The sequence below is a fragment of the uncultured Draconibacterium sp. genome (genome assembly GCF_913060805.1).
Lineage (GTDB): Bacteria > Bacteroidota > Bacteroidia > Bacteroidales > Prolixibacteraceae > Draconibacterium.
Window position 1 is genome coordinate 24,602 of sequence record NZ_CAJXTC010000045.1, and the last position, 15,159, is coordinate 39,760.

A 15,159-nucleotide genomic window follows, 5' to 3' on the forward strand; every position below is an offset into this window, starting at 1 on the left:
ACCAGATCAACTAACAAAACAAAATTAAAAACCTTTAAAAATCAGTAGTTATGTTAATGATAAGAGCCATTGTGCGCCCAGAGAAATCAAGTAAAGTTTTAAAAGCCCTGTTTGAAGCAGGATACATCGCAGTTACTAAGATTCCGGTAGTGGGTAGAGGTAAACAGCGTGGTATTAAAATCGGTGATATTACTTATGACGAACTTCCGAAAGAGATGTTGATTATGGTGATTAAAGATGAAGACAAAGACTTCGCAATCAGCACCATTATGGAAGCAGCTCGCACGGAGCCGAAAGGTGCATTTGGAGACGGAAAAATATTCGTTACTGCAGTAGATGAGGCCTACACCATCAGCCGCGGAACTAAAGAATTATAATTCTAAAATCAGACGACTATGAAGATGGTATTGGCGATCATCAGGATCGATAAAATGAATGCAACAAAAAGGGCTTTAACCGCGGCAGGTATCACATCGATGACTGCAACCGGAAAAGTTTTCGGACGCGGAAAAGGTGCCTGGGATGCACAAGTGTTGGAAGGTGTAAAACAAGATATGCCTGAAGCAATTGCCCATCTCGGAAAAGAACCAAGACTGAGACCACAGCGTGTACTAAATATTGCGGTTTCCGACCACAATGTACAGTTAACAGTTGATACGATTATCGAAGTTAATCAGACGCCTGCTCCCGGCGACGGAAAAATATTTGTTCTTCCGTTGGATGATACCTACAGGGTTCGTACCGGCGAAACAGGAACGACAATCCTTTAATTAAAAAGACAAAATTATGCCAAATAAAAAAGATTATACAAACGGTTTGCCCGATCCTTCTCAACTGAAGGAGGAGATGCTGGCAAAATATCCCCGGAAAGTAGCTAAAAAGCGGTCTAAGGCAATGGTAATCAACGATCCTGAAGAAAATCAGGAGATTGCAGCCAATATTCGTACCATACCCGGGATTATTACACAGCGTGGATGTACCTACGCAGGATGTAAGGGTGTGGTTTTAGGACCAACACGCGATATCATCAACCTGGTTCACGGACCAATTGGATGTAGTTTTTACGCCTGGTTAACGCGTCGTAACCAAACACGTGTTCCTGAAGGTGGAGATAACTTTATTACTTATTCTTTCTCTACCGATATGCAAGACGAAAACATTGTATTTGGTGGCGAAAAGAAACTGAAAGAAGCAATTCGCGAAGCATTTGATATTTTCAATCCAAGTTCAATCGGTATTTTCTCAACTTGTCCGGTAGGTTTGATTGGTGATGACGTTCATGCAGTAGCCCGCGAAATGAAAGAAGAATTGGGTATCAATATCTTCGGATTCAGTTGCGAAGGTTACCGCGGAGTATCACAGTCAGCCGGTCACCACATTGCCAACAACGGGGTATTTAAAAACGTGGTTGGTAATAACGACCGTCCTCGCAAAGGTAAATTCCAGGTGAACTTACTGGGAGAATACAATATTGGTGGTGATGCTTTCGAAATTGAAGCATTGTTCGAAGAAGTTGGTGTTGAATTGTTGTCTACTTTCTCTGGTAACTCTACTATCGAAAGTATGGAATATTCACACACTGCCGACCTGAACATGGTTATGTGTCACCGTTCCATCAACTACATTGCCGAAATGATGGAAGAGAAATACGGTATCCCATGGTTTAAAGTCAACTTTATCGGAGCCGAATCAACTGCAAAATCATTGCGTAAAATGGCCGATTACTTTGGCGATAAGGAATTATCAGCCAAAGTTGAAGAAGTTATCGCTCGCGAGATGGCGAAAGTAAAAGCAGTTGCCGATGTGGTTAAACCTAAAACGGAAGGCAAACTTGCCATGATGTTCGTTGGTGGATCACGTGCTCACCATTATCAGGATTTGTTTACAGAGCTTGGAGTAAAAACAGTTTCTGCCGGATATGAATTTGCGCACCGCGATGATTACGAAGGTCGTGAAGTTATTCCTAACATTAAAATCGACGCTGATACCCGTAACATCGAAGACCTTGTGGTTGAAAAAGACGAAGCCCATTTCCGCGATGACCTGGTAGAGAAAAAAGCCAAGTTGGAAGAAAGCGGTTATCAGTTTAAAGACTACAAAGGTATGATGCCAGATATGAAAAAGAACTCGCTGGTAATCGACGATGTAAACCACTGGGAAACTGAAAAGCTGATCGAATTCTATAAGCCTGATGTATTCTGCGCAGGTATTAAAGAAAAATATGTTGTTCAGAAATACGGAGTGCCATTAAAACAGTTGCACTCGTACGACTACGGCGGTCCTTATGCTGCATTTGGAGGAGCCATTAATTTCTACACTGAAATGGAGCGTATGCTGGGAACCAAAATATGGAAACTGGTTGATGCACCTTGGAAACTCGAACCAGAGATTGTAGGAAGTGTAACTGTAGATGCTTAAAGAATAGGAGGAAAAATTATGTTATTACGTCATACAACAAAAGAAGTTAAAGAGAGAAAAGCATTAACCGTTAACCCGGCGAAAACTTGTCAGCCGGTAGGTGCAATGTATGCTGCCCTGGGTGTGCACGGATGTTTACCACACAGCCACGGTTCGCAAGGGTGTTGTTCTTATCACCGAAGTGCGTTAACTCGTCACTATAAAGAGCCGGTAATGGCTGCAACCAGTTCGTTTACTGAAGGTTCATCGGTATTTGGTGGACAGGCAAACTTACTGCAGGCCATCGATAATATCTTTGGTATTTACGAACCTCAAATTATTGCCGTTCACTCAACCTGTTTGTCTGAAACCATTGGCGACGACCTTGGACAGATTGTTGGAAAAGCAAAAGACGATGGTAGAATTCCTGAAGGAAAACACGTAGTTCAGGCATCAACACCAAGTTATGTAGGTTCGCATGTTACCGGTTACGCCAACATGTTGGAAGCATTTGTAAAATACTTTGCCTTTAAAACGGACGAAAAATTGCGCCAGGTAAACCTGCTTTCAGGTTGGGTTGAACCATCGGATATGCGCGAGTTAAAAAGATTGGCTGGTTTAATGGATGTTAAAACAGTTCTTCTTCCCGATACATCAGATGTAGTAGATACACCGATGACGGGTAAATACCAAATGTATCCAAAAGGAGGTACTACTATTGACGAAATGGTTAGCATGGGAAATAGTATGGGCACTGTTGCTTTGGGCGAATGGGGTGCAAAAAGCGCAGCCATTGCTTTAGACAATAAATGTAAAGTACCATTTTCAATGAACGATGTGCCAGTTGGTATCAGTGCAACCGACCGCTTTATACAGGCACTTTCAACTGCCGGAAAAGTTTCTATTCCTGAAATTATTTCTGAAGAACGTGGTCGCTTAATGGATATGATGACTGATATGCACCAGTATTTCTACGGAAAACGTGTGGCATTATTTGGTGATCCGGATACTTTACTTCCGTTAACTGAATTCTTGTTAGACCTGGATATGAAACCTGTTTACATTGTTTCAGGAACACCAGGAAAACGTTTCACACAACGTATGGAAGAGATTTTAGGCGACAAAGTGTCTGAAACTAAATTCAAAAATGGTCCGAATGCTGATATGTTCTTATTACACCAGTGGATTAAAGAAGAGCCTGTTGACTTATTGATTGGTAACACCTACGGTAAGTACATCGCTCGCGATGAGAATATACCATTCGTTCGCATGGGATTCCCAATTATTGACCGCGTTGGACACAGTTATTTCCCAACTGTAGGTTACCAGGGAGGTCTTCGAATCCTTGAGAAGATTCTGGGTGCTATCATGGATAAAATCGATGCTACAGCTCCTGAAGAATCATTCGAACTTGTAATGTAGTTGCAATATAATTCAAATATGATTTCGAGGTGGGTTCAGCTGAGTCGCTCTCAGCTGAACATCACCCGAAATAACTGGCACTACATAAGAAGAATCAGAGATAATAAATCAGAATTGTAATTAGGATAAGACCTGCTTGCAGGCAACTTCGTCCATCTTTTAACATTTGAATTATGAGCAACTATCTAAAAGATCGCGAAAATCAAATCCTTACAAAAGGAACCGATTCAGCAGAAATATCCTGTGAAAAGAAGAGTCTGGCCGGATCAGTTTCGCAACGAGCTTGTGTGTTTTGCGGATCGCGCGTGGTGCTTTATCCAATTGCCGATGCACTGCACGTTATTCACGGACCGGTTGGTTGTGCTTCTTATACCTGGGATATTCGTGGTTCCCTTTCGTCGGGACCACAGTTACACCGCCTCAGTTTTACCACCGATTTAAAAGAAAGAGACGTGGTTTTTGGCGGCGAAAAGAAATTGTATCACGCCCTTATTGATTTAATCGACAAACATCAGCCAAAAGCAGCCTTTGTATTTTCAACCTGTATAATCGGAGTTATTGGCGACGACGTAGAAGCCGTTTGCCGCCAGGTTACAAAAGAAAAAGGCATCGACGTTATTCCGGTAATGTCGGAAGGTTTTAACGGAACAAAAAAAGACGGCTACAAAATTGCTTGTGGCGCGCTTTCAAAATTAGTTGGAACAAACAACGACTATGAAGCTCCCAAATATTCAATCAATATTCTTGGTGACTTTAACCTTGCCGGTGAGTTGTGGATTTTGGCTGAATATTACAAGAAACTAGGTGTTGAAATTATTTCATGCATGACCGGCGATGGTCGTGTTGAGCAGATTCGTCGCGCTCATAAAGCCTCGCTGAACGTGGTTCAGTGTTCGGGATCGATAATGCACCTCGCCAAAGAGATGAAGGAAAAATACGACATTCCTTTTATGAAGGTTTCCTATTTCGGAATCGAGGACATGTCGGAAGCTTTATACGAAGTGGCAAAGTTTTTCAAAGACGATGAAATGCTGGCTAAAGCCCGCGAACTCGTTACCAACGAAATTTCAAAACTGTTACCGGCATTGCAACCATACCGCCAAAAGCTGGAAGGTAAAAAAGCAGCCATTTATGTAGGCGGCGCTTTTAAAGCCATCTCGCTTGTAAAAGCCCTGCGATTATTAGGAATGAAAACAGTGGTTGTTGGTTCGCAAACCGGAAATGCAGAAGACTATAAACTACTAAAAGACTTGTGTGATGAGGGAACCATCATTGTTGATGATTCCAATCCAAATGAACTTTCTGAATTTGTGAAGCTAACCGGTGCCAACCTGTTTATTGGCGGAGTGAAAGAACGCCCTATTGCCCATAAACTTGGCCTTGGTTTTTGCGATCACAATCACGAAAGAAAAGAAGCACTGGCCGGCTATGTCGGCATGATGAATTTTGCGAAAGAAGTTTACGCCTCGGTTACAAGCCCGGTGTGGAAGTTCGTGAAATAATAAGCAACACAAAATCGGTTAGTTACAGACCGTGATTGTGTTTTAGAAAGGGGGGACCCTTTAATGAATCGGAAAAAATATTGAATAAAAACAAATCGGATGTTTGAACTCAATTCAGTACCAAAAGCAAAAGAAAATTACAAGGCAACACAAAATGCCTGTAAACTTTGTTCGCCACTGGGAGCCAGTGTAGCCTTCAAAGGTTTTAAAGGCTGTGTTCCGCTTATTCACGGCTCACAGGGCTGCGCAACTTATATTCGCCGCTACCTGATCTCTCATTACAAAGAGCCCATCGACATTGCCTCGTCGAATTTTACCGAAGATGCAACCATTTTTGGTGGCGACGAAAACTTTAAACTGGCTGTCCTTAATATTATTAATCAATATAAACCGGAAATTATTGGCATCGCTTCAACCTGTTTGAGCGAAACCATTGGCGACGATGTTAGCCTGTTCGTACACTCTTTTCTGGAGAAGCATCCTGAAATTGACACTGATTTCGTGATGGCTTCAACACCCAGCTACCAGGGAACACACATTGATGGATTTCACGAAGCTGTTTCCGGCGTGGTAAAAAGCTATGCTAAAAAAGGCCCATCGCAAGAGCATGTAAATCTCTTCCCCGGTTTTGTTTCAACCGAAGATTTGCGCTTGCTGAAAGAGATAATGGCCGACTTTTCGTTGGAAGACATTATGATGCCCGATTATTCAGAAAGCCTTGATAACCCGGTTTGGGATACTTATCATCGTATTCCGGAAGGCGGAACGTCAAAAGAGGATGTAGTAAAAAGTGGTTCTGCCAAAGCCAGCATCGAATTCGGTACAATTCTGAACAGAGGAAAATTATCAGGCCGCGTAAAAAGCAAACAATTGTCGCGCACCGGAGCACAGTTCCTGAAAAACGAAATGGACGTGCCGTTAGTAAATATGCCCATGCCAATTGGTATCACTCAAACTGATGCCTTTTTCGAGGAGCTGAAAACTCTTTCGGGCAACGATATTCCTGAAAAATATACCAAACAACGTGGTCGGCTGGTAGATGCCTATGTTGATGCACATAAATACACCTTTGGGAAAAAGGCTGTGGTTTATGGGGAAGAAGATTTTGTAGTTGCCATGGCGGCTTTCCTCGATGAAATTGGAATTGAATTGGCGCTAGTTGCTACAGGTGGCGAAAGCGGTATCCTGGAGGAAGAAATAAAAAAATATTGTCCTGAAAATAAAGATAAAGTAGTGGTTCGCGAGGGATACGATTTTGAAAGTATTCGCGAATGGAGCCTTGAAAATAAACCTGACATCCTGATAGGACACAGCAAAGGCTACTACATCGCCCGCGAGCTGAATATCCCAATCGTTCGTGTAGGTTTCCCGGTTCACGACCGTGTGGGCGGACAACGCATAAAACATCTTGGTTATTCTGGTACGCAGGAGCTATTCGACAAAGTAGTGAATGCACTAATTGAACACAAACAAAGTAATTCGCCGGTAGGCTATAAATATATGTAATAACAAAGCGAGAACTCGCAGCTAAAAACAGAAGGTTATGATTGACATTAAAACACATCCCTGTTTCAATAAGCATGCAAAAGGCAAATATGCCCGCGTGCATCTCCCGGTGGCACCGCAATGTAATATTCATTGTAATTATTGCAAACGCGATTACGATTGCGTAAACGAAAGCCGCCCTGGTGTTACCAGCGAAGTACTATCACCTGAGCAGGCCCTGGCCTACACCATCAGGTTAAAAGAAAAAATGCCGCATTTGTCGGTAGTGGGTATTGCTGGTCCCGGCGATCCGTTCGCCAATCCAATTCAAACGATGACAACGCTTCGTTTAATTCGTAAAGAATTTCCGGAAATGATCCTTTGTCTTTCGTCAAACGGACTGAATGTTTTGCCGTATGTTGATGAATTGAAGGAACTGGAAGTAAGCCACGTTACAATTACACTCAACGGAACCGAGACTAAAACATTATCTCAATTATATAAATGGGTGCGTTTCGAGAAGCGTGGGTATTTTGGAGAACAGGCAGCTGAAATTCTGCTTAGAAACCAGATGGAAGCAATTCGTGCTTTGAAACGTGCAGGCATTACCGTAAAAATCAACTCGATTGTAGTGCCGGGAATCAATGACAATGTGATCGTTGATATTGCCAAAAAAATGAAAGAGATGGAAGTGGATATTATGAATACCATTCCGCTCTACCCGGTTGAAGGGACTCCTTTCGAGGATTTTGAAGAGCCTTCGCCAAAACGAATGAAAGAATTACAAAACGGTATAAAAGAATATTTGCCACCAATGACTCACTGTGCACGTTGTCGTGCCGATGCTGTCGGATTGCTGGGTAAAGACGATGCTGAAGCAAAACAGATTTTGTCAGAAGTGTCGAACCTGTCGGTAAATGTTGACCAAACAAAACCATACGTTGCTGTTGCCAGTCACGAAGGATTATTGGTAAACCAGCACCTGGGCGAAGCTACACAACTGTACATTTTCAGAGAAACGCCAAATGGATATCGAATGGTTGAGCAACGTGCAACACCAAAACCAGGAGCAGGTAATAGTCGTTGGGCAGTACTGGCTGATGTGATCGATGATTGCAGGGCCTTGCTGGTTGGCGGAATCGGACCATCGCCATCGTCGATTATTGGCCGTGCCGGAATCAAGATCGTTGAAATGACCGGTTTGATCGATGAGGGATTGGATGCTGTTTATAAAGGCAAAGAACTCCGGACACTGAAAAAAGCCGATGTTTTCAAATGCGGATCAGAATGTTCGGGAAAAGGAACCGGTTGCGGTTAATGAATAATAATTAATGTCATTTCGAACGTAGAGAGAAATCTGTTTCAAAGATGAGATTTCTCCCCGTCAGTCGACGGATCGAAATGACAACCAAGATAAACTGAAATGAGAATAGCAGTAACAACAAGTAACGGAGAAAAAGTAGATCAGCACTTTGGAAAAGCCACTCGCTTTGATGTGTACGACGTGGAAGGCGAGGAAATGAAACTCGTGGAAACACGCGAAGTTGATTCGTATTGCAGCGGAGAAGGCCAACCGGTTGCTGATCATAAATTTTCTTCCGATCGATTTACAACAGTAAAAGAAAAACTCGAGGATTGCGAAAAGCTGTACACCGTGCAGATTGGTGAAAAACCAAAAGAGCAACTCGATATAATTGGAATTGCTGTACAAAACTGTACTTGCCAGGTGGATAAAATCCCCGGGTGTAGCGGAAAATGCAAATAAAAAATCAACAAAGTATAAATCTTCGCAGGTTGCTTCTTTTCTCCCCTTCAGGGGAGATCCCGATTCATCGGGAGAGGGGTGACTTCCGATAAAAGAAATCAGACATGAAAAAACCAGAATTTCACATTTTAGTATGCAACTCGTACCGGGTTGCCGGGGATGCACAAGGTTATTGTAACAAAAACGGTTCATCCGATTTAATTCAATATATAATGGAAGAATGTAACGACCGCGGCATGGACGTCGCGGTCTCTTCCACCGCTTGTTTAAACGTTTGCTCACAAGGGCCGGTAATGGTTGTTCACCCTAATAACTATTGGTACGGAGGAATTAACGAGGAAAAAATCGACGAAATTTTAGATGCACTGGAAGAGGGGGAGGCCGTTGAGGATTATCTCATAAGCGAGTAAGTTAAACTGCTAGCTCAATTGATTTTCCCCTCTTATCCAAATTGTTTTCAGAGTGAGCACTAAGCGAAACTATGAAATTACAATGGATAATGCCGATAGTTGTTTAAAGTTAAACACTCATCGGTATAACCAGAACTAATCAAACTTCAACTTGTACCGTATTCCCGGCTTATGCCGGGGGTACTTTTTATCGGATTAAAAACCAATAACAATTATATATTATGAAGGATGAGAAGTTCCCATATTTGATCGACACTACGCTGCGCGACGGCGAACAAGCGCCTGGTGTAGTATTTTCACTGAAAGAGAAACTCGAAATAGCTCAAAAGCTTGATGAAATTGGCGTGCCTGAATTAGAGATCGGCACACCGGCCATGGGCGAAAAAGAGCAGAGCGACATTCATTGTTTGATCAACCAGGGATTTTCCTTCGCTTCAACCTGCTGGTGCAGGGCAACTTTCAACGACTTGGAAGCTGCCCTGGCTACAGGAGCAAAAAGGGTCAACCTTTCGTTTCCGGTTTCCGATATACAACTTGATACGCTTGGGAAGTCGCGCGACTGGGTGCGAAAAAACCTTCCCAAGATCATGAATTTTGCCACAAACCATTTCGAATTTGTGGCCGTTGGTGCGCAGGATGCTTCGCGTGCCGATTACGATTTCCTTAAAGAATACATCTATCTAACAACTTTATACGGTGCCAAACGTGTGCGCATTGCCGACACGGTAGGAATTTTAAATCCACTTTCTACACAGAACCTGTTTTCCCGTTTAAGCAGCGATTTTGCTGATGTAGATTTTGAATTTCACGGGCACAACGATTTGGGAATGGCAACAGCCAACCACGTTGTGGCTTTACAGTCGGGCGCACAAAGTATAAGTTTAACGGTAAACGGACTGGGCGAACGTGCCGGAAATGCCTGTTTGGAAGAAGTGGCTTTTGCCCTGAAATACTCCTGCGGTTACGATTTTAATTTCGAAGGTGAAAAAATGGTTCAGCTTTCGAAACTGGTGGAACAGGCATCAGAACGAAAACTGGCACTGTCGAAACCTGTATCGGGAGAATTGGTTTTCTCGCACGAATCCGGAATTCACTGCCGCAGCTTAAAAGAGAATCCACTTTCATATCAGCCATTTAATCCAAACGAAATTGGCCGACAAATGGAGCTGGTCATCGGAAAACACTCGGGAATGGGGGCAGTTGACGAAATGCTTCAAAAACGAAATATTTTTCTGCCTAAAAACGAACTGGCCATTCTTGTAGCTAAAATTAAAAAGCTGTCGACCGAGTTAAAGCGCGATTTGCATTTTAACGAGGTGAAAAACCTGATTTCGTCGAACATTTAATTCTGCGGCAGTGAAATTTAAAGGAATTCTCATATGGCTGCTTTTGGCAGAACTTGTGGCTACGGCAGGAAAAACCGTTCAGGAAAAACCGTTCAAGCCAACCATCACTCCTTATGTAAAGGTCCAGTTTTGGAATGTTGTCAGTCAGGGAGTGACTACCGATGACGAAGAAGCTGCCGATCGTTTTGCCTCATATTTCAGACGCGGCCGTTTGGGAGTGAAAGGAAATGTTCTACCCGAGTTATCGTACGACGTAATGGTCGCTTTCGATAACCTGGCAAAGGATGGTTTTTCATCCACAAAAGGAGTTGTGAATGCCGGAGCAGTAGCACTTTGGAGTGCTTATTTTACCTACGATCTTCTTCCTGAGAGTGACTGGCTGAATGTAACAGGTGGTTATTTTCTACCTCACGTAAGCCGCGAATCTACAACTTCACCATGGACGACCAGTTCGCTAGACAAAACAGAAAACTCATGTTACCTGCGCCAACTGGTTACCGGAAAAGCAAACGGAATAAGTCCCGGAATTAATTTGGGTGGTTTAGGCGAGTTGGGAAAACAAACACTTATATATAATATATCAATAATCAACCGACAGGATGCGGTGAGTATTATGGAAACAAACTGGTCGCCGGTTTTGCTGGGACATTTTATGCTCAACTTCGGCGATAAGGAATTTTCGAAATACAAATATTGTTTCTCGAACAACCTACTGAAAAAACAAACAAGTGCAACTTTTGGAGTGGGATTCTCCACACAAGGGAAAACGGACATTTTTGAAAGCACCCAAACAGTAAGTGCCGATGCAACCATTTATATCGGGCATTTGAAAATCGACGGAGAGTACAATCATTTAATTCGGAAAAACAACCTCGAATACCACGCCAATTGTTTTATGGTTCGCTCCGGTTTCAACATATTTCTTAAAAAGGATTGGGTACTGGAACCGACAGCAATGTTTGAAAAATTCTCCGGTGACGAGAATTATGAAGATGTTTCGTTTTTCGACGGGACCGATACAAAGCTTGATTTTGGAGTGAATCTCATTTCTGCCAAAAAGAAAGTGAAGGTGAATCTTCACTATGTAGTTCACGATGGCGACGGAATTAAAAATCGCTATATTAAAAATACCACGTATCCGGGAAATTACATTTCGCTTGGATTACAATTAATAGTATAAATCTTTAAAAAATAGAGGCCTTATGGAACAGACATGGAAAAAATATTTCGACGATGCTAATGATTATTCAAAAGCAGCAATAGGCTCGTTTGGTAAAATGAAGTTTGGAAGCCAGGTTGTTTATAATTTGATAAGTATGGCTATCGAAAATTATCTGACAGCCTTGTGTATAAGCAGTGGCGAAATGCCCGAGCACGAAGGGATTTCTTACATGCTCCGTCAGGTGGCTAAGAATATCGAAATACCCGAGCCGTTTCATCAGGAAGCCCGGTTTATGAATCGTTTTATGAATTACTGTTCGTTGGAAGTGCAGGAACAAAAAGATCCAACACATGAAGAACTATCTCGTATGATCGGTTTCATGGGTGATTTGAAAAGTTTTTGCGAGGGCTTACTATTAAAAGGACAAACGGTTTAGCAAATCGATCTCAGAATTCGACTTTCGGTTATCCGAAATGCTGTCAGGAATCTTTCGGCGTTTAAGGTTGTTTTTGCGTAATAATTACTTACTTTTCCATGGGAGGATTAGAATGAAATTTCGGCATTGGCTAAAATTATTATTTATGAAGAAACTAATATTTTGCTTTCTGGTTATTGTAATGACTTTTGCCTGCACCAACAAAAACAAATCGCAGCAAACGGAGCTATTGGTTTTTAGTGGGGCAGGATTAACAAATGTGGTTACCGAACTTGCCGAAATCTACGAAGCAGAAAATGACATCGATATCAAACTGAATTTTGCCTCGTCGGGTACGCTTGCACGACAAATTGAACAGGGAGCACAACCTTCAGTCTACATTTCTGCCAACGAAAAGTGGGTGGACTACCTTATTAATCTGGATTTGGTTGTTCCTGAATCAAAAGAAAAAGTTGTTGGAACATCAATGGCAGTAATCGTTCCTTCTGATAGTGAAACGGACGCCATCACATTTTTGGATCATTTTCCCTCACAATTTAAAGGACGCTTATCTATTGGCGATCCGAAACACGTACCGGCAGGCGACTATGCATGGAAAGCAATTGAGAGCGGTGGTTATGCTGAAGCTTTAACTGACCGCATCTTGCCTGCAAAAGATGTGCGTTCGGCATTAATGGTGGTAGAATTGGGCGAAGTGGAAATGGGAATTGTGTACAAAACCGACGTCCTGAAATCGAAAAAAGTTAAGATCGTTTCCATTGTTCCTGATGATCTGCATCCGCCAATTGGTTTCTATGCATCCATTTTAAAGAACAAAAACAACGAACAAACCAAGCTTTTTTATAATTTTCTGACCTCAAAAGAAGCAAAAGACATTTGGATAAAACACGGATTTAATATTGAGTGAATTGTTTAAATATACGGCAAGCGAGTGGTCGGCAATACAATTATCGTTAAGTGTTGCGCTAATTTGTGCTGTAATAACCTTGCCGCTGGCAATAGCCGTGGGCTGGTTTCTGGCCCGCAAAAAGTTTTTCGGCAAGTCGGTGGTCGAGGGAATCATCCATTTACCACTTGTTTTACCTCCCATTACAACCGGCTATTTATTATTACTGGTTTTCGGAAACCGCGGATTCATCGGTAAATTCTTTTACGAAGTATTCGGAATTCAAATTGCCTTTTCATTTTATGCCGCAGTAATCGCAGCTATTTTTGTGTCGTTTCCGTTGGTCACACGCTCCATTCGTTTATCCATCGAACTGGTAGATCAGAAACTGGAAGAGGCTGCACGTACTTTGGGAGCATCTAATCTAAGAGTGTTTTTTACTATTACACTTCCGCTGGCATTGCCAGGAGTAATTAGTGGATTCATTCTGTCCTTTGCAAGAAGTCTGGGCGAATTTGGAGCCACTATTTCATTCGCGGGAAACATCGAAGGAAAAACACAAACACTTCCGCTAGCCATTTTTTCGGAAATGCAGGTGCCCGGACAAGAAGCTTCAACCATGCGTTTGGTTGTGGTATCTGTTATATTATCGCTGCTGGCCATGATCGCTGCTGAGTTCCTAAACCGACGTGTAATTAAAAGTAAAACGGCATGACTTCGGCATTGAGTTTCCATATAAAACTGCAGCGAAATGATTTTACGCTCGATGTAAAAGCCGAAATCCCAAATGGGATTACCGGTATCTTTGGACCGTCGGGGCATGGAAAAACCAGTTTGCTGAATTCCATTGCCGGGATTGTTACACCTGATTCAGGTTATATTCATTTGAATGGCGACACACTTCTTGATACCAATAATAAGATAAATGTCAAGATCCGGCAGCGAAAGGTAGGCTACGTTTTTCAGGACGAACGACTTTTTCCACATTATACTATTAAGAAGAACCTATTATATGGAGAAAAGAATCCCGATCAGGAGTTTTTCGATGAGGTGGTTGATACCTTGCAGATCGCACATTTATTAAATAAGAAACCCGAACAGTGTTCCGGCGGAGAAAAACAGCGCGCAGCAATTGGGCGTGCCATTATCAGTGGTTCGAAAATATTGTTGATGGACGAACCGTTTTCGGCACTGGATGTAAACCTGCGTCGCGAAATAATTCCTTATTTAAACCGGGTGCATCAGAAGTTTTCGCTCCCTATATTAATAGTAAGCCACGATCTTCCCGATCTTTTAAGTCTTACCGATAATTTGTTGCTATTGAAAAACGGGCAGTTATTGGGGCATGGAAAGTTTACCGATCTGTTGGATCAACCCGAAAATTTAGAGTTGATGCACGAGTCGGGCTGGTACAATGTAATGCACCTGTCGGTATTTGCGCACCTCGAGTCGAAGAATATGGTTTTGCTGAAAAGCAATAAAAGTAACCTGCAGATACAGGCGTTAGCGCAAACTATTGGAAAAGATGTTGAGGTTAATCAGGAATTAAAAGTCCTGATCAAACCCGAAAGCATAGCCTTGTCAAAAGAGCCTGTGCAAAATATCTCCCTCCGCAACCAGGTAGAAGGCACCATGAAAGAAGTATTTTTAAAAGACGGCCTTGCTTTTTGCGTAGTCGATGTAGGGGAAAACATCATCGTAGAAGTAACGGAAGCCTCACAAAAAAGTATGTGCCTTGAGAAAGGGCAGCGGGTGTACTGTCTTTTTAAATCAGCATCACTAAAAATTTATTGAAACCCTCTATTCAGATAATCAGCCACTTGCGATTTTAGGCTAAAAATACTTTCAATTTATTTTGCCAAAGCGCTTGCATTATTAAAAACCTTGATTACTTTTGCACCCGCTTTAGAGATAAAGCAACGTTCAAATGACAAGTTGATGGTAAGAGCAGAGTGATTGAAAGGCTGGTGGAACGGCACTGCAGATCACGTCAAAGCCGCAAGATTTTGGAAACAAAATTTTCGAAAAAACTTTAAAAAAGTTTTGGGGGTTTTGAAAAAGTAATTACCTTTGTCGCCCCGTTAAAAGGGAAACGAGTTCTGGTGGTTGAGAGCGATTTTGAGAAGAAGGAAACGCCAGAGTGAAAAATACAAGAAAAGTAGATGACCGGCATTAAGAGGTAAGATTGAGGTGCTGGTTTTTTTACGCGAGTTCTTTAAAATTTTGAAGCACAAAAAAGCAAGGTTATTTAAAACAACTTTGTTGATTTCTGAGAGACAAGTAAACCTGGAGCGAAAGATATTAAACTTTTTATATTTACAACGGAGAGTTTGATCCTGGCTCAGGAT

15 protein-coding genes are annotated in these 15,159 nt (G+C 42.2%); all 15 read left to right on the forward strand.

Features of this window, described 5'->3' with window-relative positions; genetic code table 11:
* Positions 1-50 precede the first annotated feature (50 nt).
* The gene (locus tag QZ576_RS19915; RefSeq protein WP_297100523.1) at positions 51-377 is read left to right on the forward strand and encodes a P-II family nitrogen regulator; all 327 of its coding nucleotides are present in this window, start codon (positions 51-53) and stop codon (positions 375-377) included.
* Between the two features lie 18 nt (positions 378-395).
* Positions 396-770: a P-II family nitrogen regulator gene (locus QZ576_RS19920; protein ID WP_297100526.1), complete on the forward strand. Its 375-nt coding sequence runs from the start codon at positions 396-398 to the stop codon at positions 768-770.
* A gap of 16 nt (positions 771-786) precedes the next feature.
* Complete coding sequence (gene nifD, locus QZ576_RS19925; protein WP_297100529.1) at positions 787-2,418, forward strand: nitrogenase molybdenum-iron protein alpha chain; 1,632 nt, start codon at positions 787-789, stop codon at positions 2,416-2,418.
* 18 nt (positions 2,419-2,436) lie between these two features.
* A complete protein-coding gene (gene nifK / locus QZ576_RS19930; RefSeq protein ID WP_297100531.1) occupies positions 2,437-3,819 on the forward strand; it encodes a nitrogenase molybdenum-iron protein subunit beta in 1,383 nt (460 codons plus the stop codon).
* Positions 3,820-3,992: 173 nt separating this feature from the next.
* Positions 3,993-5,321 (forward strand): nitrogenase iron-molybdenum cofactor biosynthesis protein NifE, encoded by a 1,329-nt coding sequence (gene nifE / locus QZ576_RS19935; protein WP_297100534.1) that lies wholly within the window; start codon positions 3,993-3,995, stop codon positions 5,319-5,321.
* Between the two features lie 99 nt (positions 5,322-5,420).
* Positions 5,421-6,827, forward strand: a complete 1,407-nt coding sequence (locus tag QZ576_RS19940) for a nitrogenase component 1 (protein ID WP_297100537.1) — start codon at positions 5,421-5,423, stop codon at positions 6,825-6,827.
* Between the two features lie 37 nt (positions 6,828-6,864).
* A complete protein-coding gene (locus tag QZ576_RS19945; protein WP_297100542.1) occupies positions 6,865-8,124 on the forward strand; it encodes a radical SAM protein in 1,260 nt (419 codons plus the stop codon).
* A gap of 105 nt (positions 8,125-8,229) precedes the next feature.
* Complete coding sequence (locus QZ576_RS19950) at positions 8,230-8,571, forward strand: NifB/NifX family molybdenum-iron cluster-binding protein (protein WP_297100544.1); 342 nt, start codon at positions 8,230-8,232, stop codon at positions 8,569-8,571.
* Positions 8,572-8,675: 104 nt separating this feature from the next.
* Entirely contained in the window at positions 8,676-8,981 is a 306-nt protein-coding gene (locus tag QZ576_RS19955; RefSeq protein WP_297100547.1) for a (2Fe-2S) ferredoxin domain-containing protein, read from the forward strand.
* Between the two features lie 221 nt (positions 8,982-9,202).
* Entirely contained in the window at positions 9,203-10,327 is a 1,125-nt protein-coding gene (locus tag QZ576_RS19960; RefSeq protein ID WP_297100548.1) for a hypothetical protein, read from the forward strand.
* A gap of 10 nt (positions 10,328-10,337) precedes the next feature.
* Complete coding sequence (locus tag QZ576_RS19965; RefSeq protein WP_297100551.1) at positions 10,338-11,507, forward strand: porin; 1,170 nt, start codon at positions 10,338-10,340, stop codon at positions 11,505-11,507.
* A 22-nt stretch (positions 11,508-11,529) separates the two neighbouring features.
* Complete coding sequence (locus tag QZ576_RS19970; protein ID WP_297100554.1) at positions 11,530-11,925, forward strand: hypothetical protein; 396 nt, start codon at positions 11,530-11,532, stop codon at positions 11,923-11,925.
* Positions 11,926-12,070: 145 nt separating this feature from the next.
* Positions 12,071-12,832 carry a molybdate ABC transporter substrate-binding protein gene (gene modA / locus QZ576_RS19975; protein ID WP_297100557.1) on the forward strand — a complete coding sequence of 254 codons (762 nt, stop codon included), beginning with the start codon at positions 12,071-12,073 and terminating at the stop codon, positions 12,830-12,832.
* Positions 12,825-13,526: a molybdate ABC transporter permease subunit gene (gene modB / locus QZ576_RS19980; RefSeq protein WP_297100560.1), complete on the forward strand. Its 702-nt coding sequence runs from the start codon at positions 12,825-12,827 to the stop codon at positions 13,524-13,526. Before modA ends, modB begins: the two co-directional genes overlap by 8 nt.
* A complete protein-coding gene (gene modC, locus QZ576_RS19985; RefSeq protein WP_297100563.1) occupies positions 13,523-14,605 on the forward strand; it encodes a molybdenum ABC transporter ATP-binding protein in 1,083 nt (360 codons plus the stop codon). Before modB ends, modC begins: the two co-directional genes overlap by 4 nt.
* Positions 14,606-15,159 lie beyond the last annotated feature (554 nt).